Source organism: Duganella sp. BJB1802 (assembly GCF_013369445.1).
GTDB classification, from domain to species: domain Bacteria; phylum Pseudomonadota; class Gammaproteobacteria; order Burkholderiales; family Burkholderiaceae_D; genus Rugamonas; species Rugamonas vulcania_A.
This window is the reverse complement of record NZ_JABWEF010000007.1, coordinates 174,949-192,555: the sequence shown is the minus strand read 5'-3', so window position 1 is coordinate 192,555 and position 17,607 is coordinate 174,949. Positions and strand designations below refer to the sequence as shown.

Annotated in this window: 17 protein-coding genes and 2 tRNA genes; 7 read left to right on the top strand and 12 right to left on the bottom strand. The window is 64.5% G+C overall.

All coding sequences use genetic code 11. From position 1 onward, the window contains the following. Positions 1 to 62 precede the first annotated feature (62 nt). Complete coding sequence (locus HUX88_RS13525; protein WP_176362096.1) at positions 63 to 896, top strand: ABC transporter substrate-binding protein; 834 nt, start codon at positions 63 to 65, stop codon at positions 894 to 896. Here the strand turns inward: HUX88_RS13525 and HUX88_RS13520 are convergent. The 3 genes from HUX88_RS13520 to HUX88_RS13510 all read right to left on the bottom strand — a co-directional run bounded on the left by HUX88_RS13520 (position 893) and on the right by HUX88_RS13510 (position 3,484). Next, a complete protein-coding gene (locus HUX88_RS13520; RefSeq protein WP_176362095.1) occupies positions 893 to 1,744 on the bottom strand; it encodes a helix-turn-helix domain-containing protein in 852 nt (283 codons plus the stop codon). The two genes, HUX88_RS13525 and HUX88_RS13520, sit on opposite strands and share 4 nt — an antisense overlap. Positions 1,745 to 1,782: 38 nt before the next feature. Beyond that, a complete protein-coding gene (locus tag HUX88_RS13515) occupies positions 1,783 to 2,139 on the bottom strand; it encodes a nuclear transport factor 2 family protein (protein WP_176362094.1) in 357 nt (118 codons plus the stop codon). 70 nt (positions 2,140 to 2,209) lie between these two features. Next, positions 2,210 to 3,484, bottom strand: a complete 1,275-nt coding sequence (locus HUX88_RS13510; RefSeq protein ID WP_176362093.1) for an MFS transporter — start codon at positions 3,482 to 3,484, stop codon at positions 2,210 to 2,212. 178 nt (positions 3,485 to 3,662) lie between these two features. On the opposite strand from HUX88_RS13510, the gene HUX88_RS13505 reads away from it, so the two are divergent. The 6 genes from HUX88_RS13505 (at position 3,663) to HUX88_RS13480 (ending at position 7,330) form a co-directional block, all read left to right on the top strand. Next, positions 3,663 to 3,738, top strand: a tRNA-Val gene (locus tag HUX88_RS13505). A gap of 22 nt (positions 3,739 to 3,760) precedes the next feature. Beyond that, a tRNA-Asp gene (locus HUX88_RS13500) sits at positions 3,761 to 3,837 on the top strand. Between the two features lie 100 nt (positions 3,838 to 3,937). Continuing rightward, positions 3,938 to 5,065, top strand: a complete 1,128-nt coding sequence (locus HUX88_RS13495) for a hypothetical protein (protein ID WP_176362092.1) — start codon at positions 3,938 to 3,940, stop codon at positions 5,063 to 5,065. After that, positions 5,056 to 5,673, top strand: coding sequence for an ATP-binding cassette domain-containing protein (locus HUX88_RS13490; RefSeq protein WP_176362091.1), 618 nt, complete (start codon positions 5,056 to 5,058; stop codon positions 5,671 to 5,673). The genes HUX88_RS13495 and HUX88_RS13490 overlap by 10 nt, the downstream gene beginning before the upstream one ends. Positions 5,674 to 5,726: 53 nt before the next feature. After that, complete coding sequence (locus HUX88_RS13485; protein WP_117015420.1) at positions 5,727 to 6,209, top strand: cyclic nucleotide-binding domain-containing protein; 483 nt, start codon at positions 5,727 to 5,729, stop codon at positions 6,207 to 6,209. Continuing rightward, complete coding sequence (locus tag HUX88_RS13480) at positions 6,206 to 7,330, top strand: AI-2E family transporter (RefSeq protein WP_176362090.1); 1,125 nt, start codon at positions 6,206 to 6,208, stop codon at positions 7,328 to 7,330. Before HUX88_RS13485 ends, HUX88_RS13480 begins: the two co-directional genes overlap by 4 nt. 164 nt (positions 7,331 to 7,494) lie before the next feature. Here the strand turns inward: HUX88_RS13480 and ahpF are convergent, their stop codons facing one another. From ahpF to HUX88_RS13435, 9 genes are all read right to left on the bottom strand, one after another. Further along, positions 7,495 to 9,090 (bottom strand): alkyl hydroperoxide reductase subunit F, encoded by a 1,596-nt coding sequence (gene ahpF, locus HUX88_RS13475; RefSeq protein ID WP_117012161.1) that lies wholly within the window; start codon positions 9,088 to 9,090, stop codon positions 7,495 to 7,497. A gap of 97 nt (positions 9,091 to 9,187) precedes the next feature. Beyond that, the gene (gene ahpC / locus HUX88_RS13470) at positions 9,188 to 9,751 is read right to left on the bottom strand and encodes an alkyl hydroperoxide reductase subunit C (protein WP_117012162.1); all 564 of its coding nucleotides are present in this window, start codon (positions 9,749 to 9,751) and stop codon (positions 9,188 to 9,190) included. Between the two features lie 161 nt (positions 9,752 to 9,912). Beyond that, complete coding sequence (locus HUX88_RS13465) at positions 9,913 to 10,425, bottom strand: hypothetical protein (protein WP_176362089.1); 513 nt, start codon at positions 10,423 to 10,425, stop codon at positions 9,913 to 9,915. Continuing rightward, the gene (locus HUX88_RS13460; RefSeq protein ID WP_176362088.1) at positions 10,425 to 10,949 is read right to left on the bottom strand and encodes a hypothetical protein; all 525 of its coding nucleotides are present in this window, start codon (positions 10,947 to 10,949) and stop codon (positions 10,425 to 10,427) included. The genes HUX88_RS13465 and HUX88_RS13460 overlap by 1 nt, the downstream gene beginning before the upstream one ends. 67 nt (positions 10,950 to 11,016) lie before the next feature. After that, the gene (locus HUX88_RS13455) at positions 11,017 to 12,042 is read right to left on the bottom strand and encodes a PoNe immunity protein domain-containing protein (RefSeq protein WP_176362087.1); all 1,026 of its coding nucleotides are present in this window, start codon (positions 12,040 to 12,042) and stop codon (positions 11,017 to 11,019) included. A 95-nt stretch (positions 12,043 to 12,137) separates the two neighbouring features. Beyond that, the gene (locus HUX88_RS33265) at positions 12,138 to 12,218 is read right to left on the bottom strand and encodes a hypothetical protein (RefSeq protein ID WP_373886792.1); all 81 of its coding nucleotides are present in this window, start codon (positions 12,216 to 12,218) and stop codon (positions 12,138 to 12,140) included. Between the two features lie 4 nt (positions 12,219 to 12,222). Then, positions 12,223 to 12,903: a putative type VI secretion system effector gene (locus HUX88_RS13445; protein ID WP_176362086.1), complete on the bottom strand. Its 681-nt coding sequence runs from the start codon at positions 12,901 to 12,903 to the stop codon at positions 12,223 to 12,225. Positions 12,904 to 13,001: 98 nt separating this feature from the next. After that, a complete protein-coding gene (locus tag HUX88_RS13440) occupies positions 13,002 to 15,824 on the bottom strand; it encodes an EAL domain-containing protein (protein ID WP_229213106.1) in 2,823 nt (940 codons plus the stop codon). A gap of 142 nt (positions 15,825 to 15,966) precedes the next feature. Then, positions 15,967 to 17,382 (bottom strand): hypothetical protein, encoded by a 1,416-nt coding sequence (locus HUX88_RS13435; RefSeq protein WP_117012163.1) that lies wholly within the window; start codon positions 17,380 to 17,382, stop codon positions 15,967 to 15,969. Positions 17,383 to 17,607: the final 225 nt, after the last annotated feature.

The window sequence follows — 17,607 nt, the reverse complement described above, 5'->3', positions numbered from 1 at the left end:
AACGCATCAGTCCGCAAGACCCCGCCCTATTTGCCGCCGCCGGGGTTACACTGGAGGCCACCATGACCAAGCGCCCGCCCCTCGCATTGTTGAGCCTGTTACTGTCCGTCACCTCGGTGGCGCACGCTGCGCCGGACGCCTGCGCGCCGGCCAGCGCCGGCCTCAGCGACCTGGGCTACGCGTCCTACCGCGACGGCTCGGCCATCCGCGGCATCACGGTCGACCTGCTGGTCGAGATACAGAAGCGCAGCGGCTGCGCCTTCCAGCTGGGCTGGTATCCGCACGGCCGGGTGTACGCGCAATTCTTCAGCGGCCAGCTGGACGTGACCGGCGCCGCGCTGCGCAACACCGAGCGCGACCAGTACGGCGTATGGCTGCCCTACACCTATTCGCAGTTCGAACTGGTGCTGCTCAACCAGAGCGCCGGCGAGTTCCACAGCCTGGCCGATTTCGTCGAGCGCGGCACGGCGCGCCTGAACGTGGTGCGCAGCATCGCGTATTCCCCCGCGACGCAGACGCAGCTGGACCGGCTGCAAAAGCTGGGCCGGCTGGAATACGTCAACGACTACGGCGTGGTGTTCCGCAAGATCCTGGCCGGCCGCGCCGACGGCACGCTGGCGCCGCCGGCCATCCACGTGCTGCACCAGCGCCAGTTCCACCTGCTGGGCAAGATGCGCGCCACCACCTTCGCCGAAGCGCCGCGCGCGATGGTGGGCATCTACGTGTCGAAGCAGGTGCCGGCGGCGCAGCGGCGGCGCTACGCCGAGGCGGTGCGCGCCATCGTCGGCGACGGCACGGTGCAGCAGATCTACCAGCGCTACCTGGACGCCGACGTCACCCGCCAGATCTTCGCCGGCGGCGTGCGCGAGATCCTGGACGCCATGCCGGCCGACTAGCCGTGGCGCGCGCGGAACCACGCGGCGCTGGCCTCGTCGGCCGGGAAGAACGATTCGACGCGCAGCTCGTGCACAGTGACGTCGTGCGGCGTGCCCAGCGTGGCGATGGTGGTGAACAGGTTCAACTCGACGCCGACCTTGCGCAAGGTCACCGGCAAAAAGGGCAAGGCGCGGCGGTCCAGGTTGGGCGACGCCTGGCCGATGCCGGCGACGCCGGGCAGCGCCAGCAACTCGGCCAGCAAGGTGGTGGCTTCGCTGCCGGGACCGTCGCTCATCGCCTCGCGCTGGATCCAGTGCAGCAGGTCGGCGCCGACCTCCTCCCAGTTGTGCAGGTATTGCCGCGCGCCGTGCGGGTCCAGCATCAGCTTGAGCACGTTGACCGAGCCGTCGGTGGGGATGGCCGCGCCGGCGGGCAAGTCCAGCAGCCAGCGCATCATGCCGGCCGCCGGCGCGTTGGCCAGCGCCAGGTTCCACAGCCGGTCGACCACCAGCGCCGGGTACGGCGCCTGCTGCGCCAGCATGAAGTCCAGCGCCCGCCGCACCGCGCCCAGTTCGGGATCGGACAGTTTGCGCTCCTGGTAGGCCGGCGCGTAGCCGGCCGCCAGCAGCATCACGTTGCGCTGGCGCAGCGGGATCTCCAGCACCATGCCCAGCTTGAGGATCAGATCCTTGCTGGGCTGCGAGCGCCCGCTTTCCAGGAAGCTGATGTGGCGCTGCGAAATCGTGCTCTCGGTCGACAGGCGCAGCTGGCTGTAGCCGCGCTTGCCGCGCCAGTACTTCAACGCGGCGGCGAAGTCGCTGAAATAATCGGTCGCGCCGTGGGCGCCGGATGGATGCGATGCGGACATGCGGGTCTCCTTGTCCGGCAATGATAGCCCGGCCGCGCTCACGCCGCGTTCAGGAAGCCGGTGACGCGGGTCAGGCGGCCGTCCTCGCCGAGCTCGGCGACATCGGTGCCGTGCGCCACCGGCGCGCCGCCGGGCACGGCCAGCGTCCACGAGAAGCGCACCACGTCGTTGTGGCCGTCCGGCGTGCCGTCCAGCTCGAAGCGGTAGCCGGGGAACTGGCTTTGCGCGCCGGCGATCATGGCGTCGATGCCGTCGTGGCCGGCGCCGCGCATCATCGGATCGAGGTAGCGGGCGTCCAGCGCGAAGGCGCGCGCCACCAGCGCGCGGCGGGCGGCGGCGTCGCGTTCGTTCCAGACGGCCAGGTATTGGGTAGCGATGTGGGCTGGGGTGTGCATGCTGATCTCCTTGAGTGGTTGATGTCGAATCGACAGAAACCATTCTCCGGAAATCGCTGCGCGGCGGCGATTACGTCCCAGGTAATCGGCGCGCCACCACCAGCACGGCGCCGGCCACCAGGCTGGCCGCCAGCAGGTAGATGCCGCTGGCCGTGCTGCCGGTCGCGTCCTTGATGGCGCCGACCAGGTAGGGGCTGGCGAAGCCGGCCAGGTTGCCGACCGAGTTGATCAACGCGATGCCGGCCGCCGCCGCCGCGCCGCCCAGCATCGCGGTCGGCAGGCTCCAGAAGATCGGGAAGGTGCTCAGGATGCCGGCCGTGGCCACGCTCAGCGCGGCCATCGCGATCACGGTGTTGTCGCTGTAGACGGTGGCCACCACCAGGCCCAGCGCGCCGGCCACGGCGGCGACGGCCGCGTGCCAGCGGCGCTCGCCGCTGCGGTCCGAGTGGCGCGCGGCCAGCACCATCGCCACCGCCGCCACCGAATATGGAATCGCCGTCAGCAGGCCGATGTCGAGCACGTTCTTGACGCCGCTGTTCTTGATCAGCTGCGGCAGCCAGAAGCTCACGCCGTACAAGCCCATCACGAACAGGAAGTACACCAGCGCCAGCAGCCACACCGTACCGCTGGCGAACACCCGCGCCAGCGGCAGGCGCTGCTGATGCTGGCCGTCCTCGGCGATGGCGCGCTCCAGTCGCCGCTTGTCGTCCTCGCTCAGCCACTTGGCGGCGCGGATGCCGTCGTCCAGGTAGAACAGCGTCCACACGCCGATCAGCACCGACGGCAAGCCTTCGAGCAGGAACAGCCACTGCCAGCCACTCAGGCCATGGCGTCCGGCGAAGGCCTGCATGATCCAGCCCGACAGCGGCCCGCCCACCACGCCGGCCACCGCCACCCCGCTCATGAACAGCGCCACCATGCGCGCGCGGCGATGGGCCGGATACCAATAGGTCAGGTACAGGATGATGCCGGGGAAGAAGCCCGCCTCCGCCGCGCCGAGCAGGAAGCGCAGCAGGTAGAACGTCGCCACGCTGTTGGCCAGCATCAGCGCCGACGAGATCAGGCCCCAGCTGATCATGATGCGGGCGATCCAGATGCGGGCGCCGGTGCGCGTCATCAGCAGGTTGGACGGCACCTCGAACAAAAAGTAGCCGATGAAGAAGATGCCGGCGCCCACGCCGTACACGGTGTCGGAAAAGCGCAGGTCGGCCAGCATCTGCAGCTTGGCGAAGCCGACGTTGACGCGGTCCAGGTAGGCGGCCACGTAGCACAGGAATAGGAAAGGCATCAGCCGCCAGCTGACGCGGCGGTACAGGGGATCGAGATGGCGGTCGTCGTGCTGCATGGGAGGGGTCCTTATTCCGGGTGTTCGGCGTGCGGCCATGGTGACACCGGATCGGGGCCGCAAACAAATTTTCTAAATAATTTACAAAAACCCTTGCGGAACGGATTAGGCACCTTGTAGAATACGGCCTCGTTCAGCAGTTGCAACAAAGTAGTGAAGCAAAGCTGATATGTTTTCTGGGTGCTTAGCTCAGTTGGTAGAGCGGCGCCCTTACAAGGCGTAGGTCGGGAGTTCGACCCTCTCAGCACCCACCAAGGAAACAGAAAAACGAAATTTGGAGCGGTAGTTCAGTTGGTTAGAATACCGGCCTGTCACGCCGGGGGTCGCGGGTTCGAGTCCCGTCCGCTCCGCCAAATTCCTTTAAGGGCCCGATTCGTCGGGCCCTTAATCATTTCCGCGCCGATTAATACGCGGTTAAGCTTAGGCTTGCGCATCGGGTGTTATCCTCCCGGCATGATTCTCTCCACCACGTCCCTGCCTCCCTATCTGCGTTTCCGCGTGCGCCTGGCGCGGCAGGCGATGCTGCAGTTCGTGGCCAGCTTCAAGAGTTCGCTCGAATACCTCCTGCTCGGTTTCGGCCAGGTGCTGGTGGGCCTGGTCGCCTGCCTCGCGCTGCCGGGACTGTTCGCGGCGACGCGGCCGTGGCCGCAGGCGCTGGGCCTGTTCGCCGGCCAGGCGTTGATCGCCAGCGCGCCGGTGTGGCTGCTGCGCAAGCGGCTGCTGCCGCAGCAGGTGCTGCAGTGGTGCCGTCCGATGCCGATACCCGCGCGCTGGCAGTGGTGCGCCAACATCGCCGTGGCCGGCATGATCATCGTCCCGCTGAGCATGGCCTTCGCATTGTCCACCGCGATCTGGCTGTTCCAGTGGCCGGACTGGCTGCAACCGGTGGCGCCGCAGGCATTGCTGCTGACCGCCGGCTCACTGCTGCTGGGCTGGATCATCTCGACGCTGGTGCTGGCCCGGCGCTGCCGCATGCCGGCCGCCGCCCCGCTCGATCCCGACCGTCCGCTGCCCGGCCCCTACGCGCCGCGCCTGCCGCGCCACGGCTGGAGCGCCGCGCATCACTGGCGCCAACTGTTCTGGCTCCCCTTCTGGCGCGCGGAAAACCTGGTCGGCATCCAGCAGACCGTGCTGCTGCTGGGCGCCGTGCTGGGCATCGCCGTGTGGCTGTGGCATCCGGCCGTGGTGCCGCCGGCGCTGTGGGGCTTCAACGCCGCCATCCTGCTGATACTGCTGACCGACCGCGGCGACAAGGCCGTCACCGAACAGATCGCGCTGCTGCGTCCCGTCGCGGCGGCTTGGCCGGTGCGCATCGAGCGCCTGTTCCGCTTCGCGCGCTGGTCGGCGCTGCTGCCCGGCTTGGCCGTGATGGCCTGGTTCGCGCTGCTGACGCTGGGCCACCTGGGCCGCGCCGGCAGCGCCGGCTACAGCACCACCGTGGCCACCGTCTGGCTGTGCTTTGCGGGCGCCGCCCAGGCCGCCGTTGTCGTGCTGCGCCGCCTGAGCGTGCGCGGCCGCGTGGGGCTGGTCATCAGCGCCATCATCATCCTCACCGCCATTGGAAGCGAACTATGGAATTGAAGCCCGTGCTGCGCATACAACAACTGACCTTCGAATACGCCAGCCACCCGCTGTTCCGCCGCTTCGACCTGCAACTGGACGCCGGCATCACCTGGCTGCGCGGCGAGAACGGCGCCGGCAAGACCACGCTGCTGAAGCTGGCCGGCGGCGCGCTGACGCCGCACGCGGGCAGCATCGCGCTGGACGGCCTCGACATCCAGGCCCAGCCGCTGGCCTACCGCCTGCAGTGCTACTACTGCGGCGGCGACACGCCGCAACTGCCGTGGCTGACCGTGCAGGAAATCCTCGACCTGCACCTGTCGCTGTATCCCGGCACCGACCCGGCGCTGCTCGACGCCGAGCTGCAAGCGTTCCACCTGCTGCACACGCTGGACCAGCCGGTGACCACGCTGTCGCTGGGCCAGCACAAGAAGATGCAGCTGTCGCTGGCGCTGGCGCTGCCGGTGCGGCTGCTGCTGATCGACGAGCCATTCAACGGCCTCGACGTCGACGCCGTGGCCTACCTGCGCCGGCAACTGTCGGCCCCGCAGCGGCTGGCGCGCCAGTGCATCCTGCTCACCAGCCACCTCGACCCGGCCCTGCCGCTGTCCGCCACCGTGCAACTTTAAGTTATCATGGGAATGATGAGCCGGCCCGGCCCGCATTCCCGCACGGAGTTCCCCTGATGTTTGGTTTCCTGAAATCGCCCACGTTGTCGCCGCGTCTGTTGCGCCTGAAGGAATCGGCGCTGTTCGCCACGCTGACCCCGCTCGAACTGAAGATCGTCGACGGCCTGATGCACGAACGCCGCTACCTGGCCGACGAGATCATCTTCGACGAGGGCGAGGAAGGCCAGGCGCTGTACCTGGTGATGTCGGGGCGGGTGATCATCAGCCGCAAGCTGGGCGAGACGCGCGAAGTGGTGGCCGAGCTGTCGGCCGGTTCCTTCTTCGGCGACCTGGCCCTGCTCGACAACACGCCGCGCAACGCGCAGACGCGCGCGCTGGACAACTGCGAGCTGGCGGTGTTCTTCCGCGCCGACTTCATGGGCCTGATGGAGACCGACGCCGTGATCGGCTACAAGATCTCGCTGGCCCTGGCGCGCCACATCGGCAGCCGGCTGCGCGACTGGATGAGCGGCAAGCCGCAGATCGAAGCGATATGAACTTCCTGCCGACCCAACAGCGCGCCGGGCCGGTGGTGTGGAGCGGCATCATCGCCGCCACCTGCGTGCTGCTGTTCCTGCTGCAGCAGATGCTGTTCCTGGCGATTCCCTTTTTGCTGGGGATCGTGCTGTACTACATTTTGCAACCGCCGATGCAGCGCCTGATCCGCATGGGCCTGAGCCACAACGCCGCCACGATGATCGTCGGCGGCGTATTCCTGCTGCTGCTGGCGATGGCCGGGCTGGTGTTCATCTTCTGGGACAGCGGCCCGTCCGACTCGTGGCAGGACATGCTGGGCAAATACCTGACGGGCGGGCTGGAGTTCGTGCGCCACACGATGCTGTCGCTGGAGCGCGAGTTCCCCATCCTCAAGCAGATCAAGCTGGCGCGCACGGTCAACAGCCGCGTGAGCGCGTTCACCGGCACCTTCGTGCAAAAGCACCTGACCGACATTTTGGTATCGGTGGCGGCATGGCTGCCGTCGCTGCTGCTGGCGCCGTTCCTGACCTTCTTCTTCCTGCGCGACGGCCTGCGCTTCAAAAAGTTCCTGGCTCGCGCCGTACCCAACGCCTTCTTCGAAAAGACCCTGTGCCTGCTGCACGAAGTGGACCAGACCGCGCACCGCTACTTCCAGGGCCTGATCAAGCTCACCATCCTCGACACGGCGGTGCTGGCGATCGGCCTGTGGGCGATCGGCGTCTCGTCGCCGCTGGTGCTGGGGCTGATCGCGGCGATGCTGGCGTGGGTGCCGTACGTCGGCTCCATCGTCGGCTGCATGCTGGTGGTGATGGTGGCCTCGACCGACGCGCCGGCCGACCCTGCGGTGGCCTACATGGCGATCGGCGTGTTCATCGCCGTGCGGCTGCTGGACGATTTCGTCTTCATGCCGATGACGCTGGGGCGCAGCCTGCACATCCATCCCTTGATCACGGTGCTGATGATCTTCATCGGCGGCTCGGTGGCCGGCGTGGCGGGGCTGATGCTGGTGCTGCCGCTGCTGGGCGTGGTGATGGTCATCGGCGAAACGCTGGGCCGGCTGATCACCGACCCGCGCCTGCGCGCGCGCCACCGCAACGCCATGGAACTGCGCACCCGCCAAGCCAGCGCCGACCTAACATAATTGGGGTCAAGTCTGACATTCGGACACGAGCTCTGCTGTAAAACGCGCACTTACAGCAGAGCTCGTGTCCGAATGTCAGACTTGACCCCAATATTGTTCACCCAATGTTGCGAGATAAAAAAAGGGCCGCTGTTGTAGCGGCCCTTGTTCTTTGCTGCGATCGCTTACGCGGTTATTGCTTGCTTCTCGGCGGACTCGGCCACTACTTCCTCGTCGTCCGAGCGGATCAGGTGGTCGAAGGCCGACAGGGCCGCCTTCGCGCCTTCGCCAGTGGCGATGATGATCTGCTTGTACGGCACCGTGGTGACGTCGCCGGCCGCGAACACGCCGGGGATCGAGGTCTGGCCACGCGCATCCACTTCGATCTCGCCGTGGCGCGACAACGCCACCGTGCCCTTCAGCCATTCGGTGTTCGGCACCAGGCCGATCTGCACGAACACGCCTTCCAGCTCGACCTTCTTCGCTTCGCCCGACACGCGGTCGTTGTAGCTCAGGCCGTTGACGATCTTGCCGTCGCCGTGGATCTCGGTGGTCTGCGCCGAGACGATCACGGTCACGTTGGGCAGGCTGTGCAGCTTGCGTTGCAGCACCGCGTCGGCGCGCAGCTCGGCGCCGAACTCGATCAGGGTCACGTGCTTGACCAGGCCGGCCAGGTCGATCGCCGCTTCCACGCCGGAGTTGCCGCCGCCGATCACCGCCACGCGCTTGCCCTTGAACAGCGGGCCGTCGCAGTGCGGGCAGTAGGCCACGCCGTGGTTGCGGTATTCCTTCTCGCCCGGCACGTTGATCTCGCGCCAGCGGGCGCCGGTCGCCAGGATCACCGACTTGGCCTTCAGCGTCGCGCCGCTCGCGGTCTGCACCTCGATCAGCTTGCCCGGCACCAGCTTGGCGGCGCGCTGCGTGTTCATGATGTCGACGTCGTATTCCTTGACGTGCTGCTCCAGCGCCACGGCGAACTTCGGACCGTCGGTGGCGGTGACCGAGATGAAGTTCTCGATCGCCAGCGTGTCGAGCACCTGGCCGCCGAAACGCTCGGCCAGCACGCCGGTCTTGATGCCTTTGCGGGCGGCATACACAGCCGCTGCCGCACCGGCGGGACCGCCGCCGACGATCAGCACGTCGAACACGTCTTTCTTGCTCAGCTCGGCGGCCTGGCGGGCGCCGGCGTTCGTGTCCAGCTTGGCCAGGATCTCTTCGACGCTGGTGCGGCCCTGGCCGAAGTGCTCGCCGTTCAGGAACATCATCGGCACCGCCATGATCTGGCGCGCCTCGACTTCCTGCGGGAACACGCCGCCGTCAATGGTGGTGACCTTGATGCGCGGGTTGATCACCGACATCGCGTTGAGCGCCTGCACCACTTCCGGGCAGTTGTGGCAAGTCAGCGAGATGAAGGTTTCGAATGCGTAATCGCCTTCGAGGTTGCGGATCTGCTCGATCACGGCCTCGTCGAACTTGATGGTGTGGCCGCCGACCTGCAGCAGCGCCAGCACCAGCGAGGTGAATTCATGGCCCATCGGCACGCCGGCGAAACGTACGCCGATGTCGGTGCCTGGGCGGTTGATGCTGAACGACGGCTTGCGTTCGGCATCGTCGGTGCGCTTGACCAGCGTGATCTTGTCGCTCAACAGGACGATCTCCTGGAGCAGTTCCTCCATCTCGCGGGCCTTGGCGCTGTCATCGAGAGAAGCGACGATCTCAATCGGTTGCACCACTTTTTCCAAGTAGGCTTTCAACTGGGTTTTGAGAGTAGCGTCTAACATGATTTTTCTTCCTTTTACAAATATTTAGGCGTATGCCGGGCCGGACGCCCGGACCGGCATCGCGGTATTACTTGTCTACTGCAGTCTGCCTCAAGACTTAGATCTTGCCGACCAGGTCCAGCGATGGGGTCAGGGTTGCGGCGCCTTCGGTCCACTTGGCTGGGCAAACCTGGCCTGGGTGCTCGGCCACGTACTTGGCGGCCTTCACTTTGCGCAGCAGCTCGGAAGCGTCGCGGCCGATGCCGTTGTCATGCACTTCCATCACTTTGATGAAGCCTTCCGGATTGATGACGAAGGTGCCGCGCAGTGCCAGGCCTTCTTCTTCGATCATCACTTCAAAGTTGCGCGACAGGGTGCCGGTTGGGTCGCCGATCAGCGGGTAGTTCACTTTCTTGATCGCATCCGAGGTGTCGTGCCATGCTTTGTGCGCGAAGTGGGTGTCGGTCGACACGCCGTACACGTCCACGCCCAGCTTGGCGAATTCAGGCTGCTGCTCGGCCAGGTCTTCCAGTTCGGTCGGGCACACGAAGGTGAAGTCGGCTGGGTAGAACATCAGAACGGACCACTTGCCCTTCAGGGACTCTTCGCTCAGGTCGATGAACTTGCCGTTGGCGTATGCGGTGGCCTTGAATGGTTTGATTTGGGTATTGATCAGAGACATTGTGGTTTCCTCGTTGGGTTGTGAATCATTGAGACGCCAGTTTAAGGGCTTTTGCCCCATTTGCAAAATTGATTGTTCCAATAGTTTCAATAGCTATCGACTATAGGATTAGCAAACGGAATAGCTATTATCGCCGTTTCGGGGTGGGGGGGCGGGACGGATCATTCACACTTCACAACATTGTTTTTTCCGCCTGCGGCTCTGAAGCAGCGCGCCACAGGTTCGGCGTACTGGCGGGTGGCGGGGTCGTAGGCGAAGTCGTATTCCTTCCAGGCCTGCGCCGAATCGCGCTCCACCGCACGCAGCACGTAGAAGTTATTTTTCTGCTTCTTCAACAGCTTGACGTCGCTGAGCGTGGTGTCCGGCGCGAAGACCATCTTGTACCGGCATTGATCCCGCAGGAAAAGAGCGGAAAAATACTGCGCGCCCTTCCGCACAGGCTCGATCTGGATGCCCTCGGCGCCCGCAGGGCTGAGGGAAACCGTCCTCACGTCAATTTGCCGGGAGAACTCCTCGATGCCGCAAGCGCCATCGTCCACGCAAACATAGCGTGCGATGTCCGGATCCGCGTACAGGGTGCGGATGACCTCGAGCCGCAGGGCGGCTTCCGGCTCGCAGGCAAGCACGACCGGAGAAATCAAACTCAGCAGTAAAATGATGCAACGCTTTCTCACTACGGTCTCCTGAGGGTGAAAAACGCACCGCAGGACACAGCCTTCTTCACCTGCCTTGTGCCTTTGAAAGTGATCTCTTTGCAGGTGGCGGCGTAAAACGCCGTGCGCTCGGCGTTGAGGGAGTAGGTCACCTCTTGCTGCGGCATCCCCGGCGGCGCCTGATCGACCGAAACAAATTCTTGAGGATAGCCCAGCGAATCAAATTTCACTGCCCTCAGCTCCGCCATCATCGACGTGGAAAGTGCGATACAGAATCTGTTTTGTTGGGTTCGCTTAAACAAGACTTCCGCGTGGTTGGTGCCGGGAGTGATATCGGACGCCACGTAAAAACGCTGCTGGCCATAGGTTCTTTCCCTCACGATCAAATTTTCGTCGTCAACGTAGTGGTCGCCGAAGGTCTGGATCATGTATCTTTCAACACTAGGGTAGCATTCCTGTTCCGCAGCGAATGCAGAGCCTTGCATGCCGGCCAGAGCGGCAGCGAATGCGATACAGCATGGGATATTCGGGGTTTTGGCGCTCATGGTAGACCATCATTTGTTAATTGTTTCACGCTCCGTCCATACGCTTGCGAACGCCGCTCGGCGTGGCTTAGTGCTCCCCACTCCACTGCCAAATCGTGCCGCCGTATTCTGAACCGTCAAAAATCGGCAAGATGTCGCCTTGCTTAAAGTGACTACGGCTGTGTAGTTTCGCCGGCGTTTCCCAGAAGCCTGTTCGGGGGCAGGGCTGGCCGCCCTCGGCACGTCCGAAATGGCTTGAGGTCTCGCTTTCCTGGCCGGTGTAGCGGTCTTCCTCCCGCAATTTTCGCGCATAGTCCACCAAGTCTTGGGGATAGACTAAATGATCGATACGGCTGCCGTCCAGGTCAAGGAGGTAGACTGTTGCGGCCGCTTCAAACGCCCAGTAGCCGTAATATGGGGCGTAGCCTTGTTTTTTAATTCTGAGATGTCCGTCATACCAGCGCGGATGATCTTTCATCGCGGGGTACCATTGCCTGAGATACTGCTGAACAAGATCGAGTGCTTGTTGGTCATCCTCTTCATGGAAGACCTGCAGCAGGATGTCGTATGGCTTACCGAGCACGCAGGAAGAAAGCGTCATCTCATCCTCGATATATCCGCCAATCAGTTCTTCAAACAGGCCGTCCTGGCCGCAGTGGCTGCGCAGCATGTGAATTATGCGCTTAATCGAGCGTAGATCACGCAGCAATATCGCGATACTCAAGAGCTGGAGCGTGTTCTCGTAGTCGAAGAGGACGGAGAAATCCGGTGCCGCTTGGTACTCGTAGGGGCCGTACTCAGGAAATTCCAGCGTGGCCTCCTTTTGCAAGGTTTGGTCTACCTCATTCCATGTCTCAAACGTATCGACAATGCCGGATATCCGGGGCGCTAATTCATCAATGGAGACTCCTGCGGTGTAGTCGAGCATCCAGATCCAGAACGCTTCCAAATGTAAAAACTGATGGATGGAAGAATTGTCCAACGCATCATTCGATATTTTCTTGTTCTCGAGCTCTCCCTCTATCAACGCGAGTTGATTCTCACGTGTTTTCTCATACAAATCCTCGTAAAGAAATTGTTGACGGCGGCGCTCATGGAACGGTAGGGTTTTCATATAACTCTTTCAACTCGATCGATTTTGGTTAAATCCTCAAGGAAGCAGCGCAACGAATCCGATACGCCAGAATTTGGCTCCATATACTTTCGATACTAACCCCACTCGGCAAGCGGGAAGTACTGTCGTTCCTCTGCCGGTATCGTGCCATTCCGGTAGCGGCGGTCTTCCCAGATCAGCCTAATATCGATAGCTCCAGGGCCTCACCAAGGGAGGCAAGGTGTTCGTCGATGCAGCAAGTGCTTTCTGCGCCTTCTTATGCAACTGCCATAGGTCGACCTTTTCTGGGTGTTCATATCCAAATGCCCGCATGACTTCGGTTGCCTGGCGCGCGAAACCCTTGAAGCGCAGGCGTATCATCACGGTGATCACAAAAGTCACGCCAAACACGAGGGAATAGAAAAAGAGCTCAGCGGAAAAGCCGTGCGTCCCGTAGTCTTTATCGATAAAAAACTCGGAGATGCCCACCAGGACAACCGCCAAAAACGGATATAAGACGCTCCATCTCATATCGCATATTTTTTGTGCGACATGGCCACGAACCTGATGAGGCCGCATCCAGAGGATGCGCGTGCCGGGGTTTCTCGCGGCGTGAACTGTGGAGAATTTCCCCTCCGGCTCCACCACAAATTCCATGTAGTCGCCGTCATGAAATTCGACCTGGTGAAACGCGCCACGTAATGCCTCCCCATCGATCGTACAAGAAAAGAAATCCATGCCAATCTCATTGCCCGCACTAGCAGTACTCAATATCGCCGCGCTGGCGGCCTGGCCGTCCATCCTGCTGAAAATCAGATCCTGGCAGCCCTTTTCAACGCGCAGGTTTTCTACGAGACCGCTCACTTTTTTTAGAACGCTCATTGAAAGACTTCCTGCAAAGTATTGGCCACGCACCGGTCGTCAAAATATTCCGTGCGGAGGCGCCCTCGGGCGCCTCCTGCTATCGGCCGACTATTGAATCAGGCCGGCTGCTGGCGCAGCAGCTGGTCGAACTGCTCGGCCGGCATGGGGCGGGCGAACAGGTAGCCCTGGCCGTAGTCGCAGCCGGCCGCGGCCAGCAGGTCGCGCTGCTCCGGCGTCTCCACGCCCTCGGCGATCACCCGCAGCCCCAGCTTGTGGGCCATGACGATGATCGCGTCCGACAGCGCCATGTCGCTCGAATCGGGCGCCAGGTTGCGGGTGAAGGAGCGGTCGATCTTCAGGTAGTCGATGTCGAACTTCTTCAGGTAGGACAGCGACGAGTAGCCGGTGCCGAAGTCGTCCAGCGCGACCTGGATGCCGGCGTCGCGCAGCTGCAGCAGCTTGTTGCTGACCGTGGCGTTGGCGTCGAGCAGCAGGCCCTCGGTGATCTCCACCACCACCGACTGGCCCGGCAGGTCCAGCGCCTGCAGGTAACTGAGCCAGGCGTCGTAGGCGCCGTCCTCGCGCGCGAACTCCAGCGGCGACTGGTTGACGCTGACCTGGAACTCCGGATGGTGCTCGCGGCGCCAGCGCTGCACCCAGCGCGCCGACTCGCGGAACACCCATTCGCCGATGTCGACGATCAGGCCGCTCGCCTCGGCCAGCGGGATGAAGTCCATCGGGCTGACCACGCCGCGCTGCGGATGGTTCCAGCGGATCAGCGCCTCGGCCTTGTGGATGCGCCCGCTCTTGAGGTGGACGATGGGCTGGAAGTACAGCGCGAACTGCTCGCCCTTGAGCGCGCCGCGCAGGTCGTTGGTCAGGCGCATGCGGTTGAGCGCGGCCACCTGCAAGGTCGGCGTGAAATAGCTGTAGCGGTTGCGCCCGGCGCCCTTGGCGGCGTACATGGCCTGGTCGGCGTGCTTGAGCAGGTCGTCGATGTCGAGCGCGTCGTCCGGGTACAGCGTGATGCCGATGCTGGCCGACACGAAGGCCTGCTCCTGCCCCAGCGGGAACGGCTGACGCAGGCTGTCGATGATGTGCTGGGCGATCTGCTCGACCCGCTCGGTGCCCTCCAGCTCGGACAGGATCACGGTGAACTCGTCGCCGCCCAGGCGCGCCACCGTGTCCGACTTGCGCACGCAGGCGCCGATGCGGCGCGCCGCGTCCACCAGCAGGATGTCGCCCTGGTGGTGGCCCAGCGTGTCGTTGACCTCCTTGAAGTGGTCGAGGTCGATGAACAGGATGGCGATGTGCGAGCGGTCGCGCTGGCTCTTGAGCATGTCGTGCGCCAGCCGGTCGTGGAACATGCGGCGGTTGGGCAGCTGGGTCAGCGGGTCGAAGTTGGCCTGCTGCCAGATCAGCGCCTCGCTCTGCTTCTTGTCGGTGACGTCCTCGATCATGCACAGGTGGTGCGGATGGCTGCCCTTCTCGGTCTCGATGGCGGTGACCGACACCTCGATCCACACCAGCTCGCCGTCCGGGCGGAACAGGCGGTTGGTGATCTTGAAGCTGCAGACCTCGTGCGCCAGCAGGCGCCCCATCTGCACCTTGATCTGGGCCACGTCCTCCGGGTGGCCGGCCTCCAGCCAGCGCATCGCGCCCAGCTCGACCTGCGAGCGGCCGACGATCTCCTGGAAGCGCGGGTTGATGTCGCGGTATTCGTAGGTGATCGAATCGACCAGCGCGATGCCCAGCGGCGAGGCCTCGAACATGGTGCGGAAGCGCTGCTCGCCGGTGCGGATGGCGGCGTTGGCGCGGCGCCGCTCGCGCGCCAGCAGGCTGAAGTGGATGGCCGCGCCCGCCACCAGCAGCAGCGCGGCCGCGCCCAGCACGCGGTACAGCCACAGCAGGCTGGCGCCGCCGCCGCCGTCATGGCGGTACATGAAGCCGTCGAAGTTGGCGTTCTTGGGCACCATGCCCAGGCCGGCGTAGACGTCGGCGATGTGGCGCCAGCGCTCCGGGTTCTGGTAACCGATCTCGACGAGCACCGGCTGCACCAGCGGCACCATCTGGCGCGCCTCGTACAGCAGGTGGGCGCGGTCGCTGCGCTGCGAATACTTGCTCAGGATGATGTCGGCCATCTCCTCCTGGTGGCTCATGGCCCACTGCCAGCCGCGCATGCTGGCGGCGCGGAAGGCGCGCACCCGGGCCGGATGGTTGGCGATCTCGCGCTCGCTGGTGAACAGGTTGTCGCCGTAGAAATCGATGCCGACCGCGCGCGGGCTGTAGATATCGTAGGGGAAGCCGAGGCGGTCGAAGGTGTCCGGCTCGTTGGTGGTGTAGACCGCGATGGCGTCCACCCGGCCGCTGATCAGGTCGGCCGTGTTGTAGGTCGGCTCGACCCGCTGGAAGCTGGTGGCCGGAATCCCTTCCTTGATCAGGTAGGCCAGCAGCTCGTCCGCGCTGCCCAGCTCGTCGGTGAGCGAGCCGATCATGGCGCGCTTGCCGATGATGCGGCGGATGTCCGGCTCGGCGCTGGTCTGGCGCATCGCCAGCGCGTACGGCGAGTGCTGGAACACCACGCCCAGCACCACCACCGGCTTGCCGGCCAGGCGCGCGAGCATCAGGCTGCTGGCGCCGACGCCGTACTCGGCCTTGCCGGACACGACGTCGCGCTCCGGCTCGTTGCCGTCCGCGCCCTCGAGGATGGACACGTCCAGCCCGGCCTCGCGGTAATAGCCCTGCTCCAGCGCGGCGTAGTAGCCGGCGAACTGGAACTGGTGGCTGTGCTTGAGCTGCAGCGTGATCTTGTCCTGCGCCGCGGCCGGCGCCAGCCACAGCGCCGGCAGCAGCGCCAGCAGCGTCAGGCCGCCAAGGCGCAGCCGGCGCAAGGCGCGGGGGGACGGGGAGGAAGCGGGGGCGGCATCGGGTAAAGACACTAGGGTTCCTGAGGGAAGCGACATAGGTGAAATTGTAGCCGCTTCGGCGTCCGATATCGTCGCTTTCTGGCCATACCCGGGCATAAAACACAACGGACGGCCGGGCTCGCGCCCGCCGTCCGTCGAAACCGCGTAGTACTACTTAGTTCGGCACGCTGACCGGGATCGGCGAGTACGGGATGGTCTGGTTGCTGCCCAGCTGGCCTTCCTGGTTGCGGCCCCAGCCCCACAGCGTGTCGTCCGCCTTCAGGCCGAAGCTGTGGGCGCGGCCGGCCGCCACCGACAGCCAGTTGTTGGCGCTGCCGACCTGCTGCGGCGTGGTGGTGTCGGTGCCGCCGGTGCCCAACTGGCCCTCGGTGTTGGCGCCCCAGCTCCACAGCGTGCCGTCGTTGCGCACCGCGAGGGTGTGCTGGGTGCCGGCCGCGACCTGCGACCAGTTGGTGTCGGTGCCGATCTGCACCGGCGAGGTCAGGTCGACCGAACCGTTGTTACCCAGCTGGCCATAGGTGTTCTGGCCCCACGCGAACAGCATGCCCGAGGTGTTGATGCCGGTGGTGTGGAAGGCGCCGGCCGACACCGAGTTCCATTTGGCCGTGCCGATCTTGACCGGCGCCGGCACGTCGACCTTGAGCAGGTTGCCGACCTGGCCATAGGTGTTGCCGCCCCAGCCGTACAGGTCGTTGCCGGTCTGGATCCCCATCGTGTGGGTTTCGCCGGCCGAGATCGCCAGCCACACCGCCGTGCCGATCTTGGTCGGCGCGGAGCGGTTGTTCGTGTCGCTGAGGCCCAGCTGGCCGCGGTCGTTGCGGCCCCAGCCGTACAGCAGGCCGGTGCTCTTGATCGCCAGCGCGTGGGCCTTGCCGGCCGCCACCATGGCCCAGTCCTTGTCCTTGCCGACCTGGACCGGCGCGGCGCGGTTGGTCTGGGTGCCGTCGCCCAGCTGTCCGTCCTGGTTGTAGCCCCAGGCCCACAGCGTGCCGTCGGTGCGGATGGCCACGGCGAACTGGTCGCCCAGCGCCACCTGTTTCCAGCCGACGCCGCCGCCGGACACCAGCACCGGCACGTTGCGGTTGATGGTGGTGCTGTCGCCCAGCTGGCCCTTGATGTTCTCGCCCCAGCTGTACAGATTGCCGTCGGCCCGGCGGGCGATGGTCTGGTTGCCGCCGGCCACCACGGCGCGCCACGGCGCGGTGACGGTGATGGCCAGCTTGCCGGTCACGCCGTCCTGGGTGGCGGTCAGGGTGTCGGTGCCGACCAGCTTGCCGGTCAGGTTGCCCGAGGTGGAGATCTGCAGCACCGTGGAATTGGCCGGTCCCCACACCAGGCCGCCGGTCGCGGCCAGCACCTTGCTGCTGCCGTCCGAATACAGGCCGGTGGCGGTCATCTGCTTGGCGGCGGCGGCGATCGCGATGGTGGTGGCGTTGTCGGCGCTGCCGATGGTGATGCTCTTCAGCGTGGGCGTGCCGGTGGACGAGCCGCCGCCACCACCGCCGCCGCAGGCGGCCAGGATGGCCAGCACGGGTGCCAGCAGCAGGGTCGAGAATTTAAATTTTTTCATGATCTTCCAGTTCACAGAATGGGGTCTGCGTGCGGGCCGGCCGCAACAGCGGCCAGCTTGCTTGCAAGTGTAGTGGCAAGCGCTCCTCACGCATCGTTGGAGCAAGCCTGAATTATCCACGCAATTGCACCGATCGGGGAATTTAACAACATTTCTTTGTGGGAATAGACGAAAAAAAAGCAGCGCCCCGGGAGGCGCTGCCGATTGGATGCCGACTCGATGCCG

Coding starts and splice junctions, on each gene's coding strand:
- HUX88_RS13490 (WP_176362091.1), top strand. CDS start 5,056: ATGGAATTGAAGCCCGTGCTGCGCATACAACAACTGACCTTCGAATAC.
- HUX88_RS13495 (WP_176362092.1), top strand. CDS start 3,938: ATGATTCTCTCCACCACGTCCCTGCCTCCCTATCTGCGTTTCCGCGTG.
- HUX88_RS13445 (WP_176362086.1), bottom strand. CDS start 12,903: ATGAGCGTTCTAAAAAAAGTGAGCGGTCTCGTAGAAAACCTGCGCGTT.
- ahpF (WP_117012161.1), bottom strand. CDS start 9,090: ATGTTAGACGCTACTCTCAAAACCCAGTTGAAAGCCTACTTGGAAAAA.
- HUX88_RS13520 (WP_176362095.1), bottom strand. CDS start 1,744: ATGTCCGCATCGCATCCATCCGGCGCCCACGGCGCGACCGATTATTTC.
- HUX88_RS13515 (WP_176362094.1), bottom strand. CDS start 2,139: ATGCACACCCCAGCCCACATCGCTACCCAATACCTGGCCGTCTGGAAC.
- HUX88_RS13510 (WP_176362093.1), bottom strand. CDS start 3,484: ATGCAGCACGACGACCGCCATCTCGATCCCCTGTACCGCCGCGTCAGC.
- HUX88_RS13435 (WP_117012163.1), bottom strand. CDS start 17,382: ATGAAAAAATTTAAATTCTCGACCCTGCTGCTGGCACCCGTGCTGGCC.
- HUX88_RS13480 (WP_176362090.1), top strand. CDS start 6,206: ATGAACTTCCTGCCGACCCAACAGCGCGCCGGGCCGGTGGTGTGGAGC.
- HUX88_RS13460 (WP_176362088.1), bottom strand. CDS start 10,949: ATGAGCGCCAAAACCCCGAATATCCCATGCTGTATCGCATTCGCTGCC.
- HUX88_RS13455 (WP_176362087.1), bottom strand. CDS start 12,042: ATGAAAACCCTACCGTTCCATGAGCGCCGCCGTCAACAATTTCTTTAC.
- ahpC (WP_117012162.1), bottom strand. CDS start 9,751: ATGTCTCTGATCAATACCCAAATCAAACCATTCAAGGCCACCGCATAC.
- HUX88_RS13525 (WP_176362096.1), top strand. CDS start 63: ATGACCAAGCGCCCGCCCCTCGCATTGTTGAGCCTGTTACTGTCCGTC.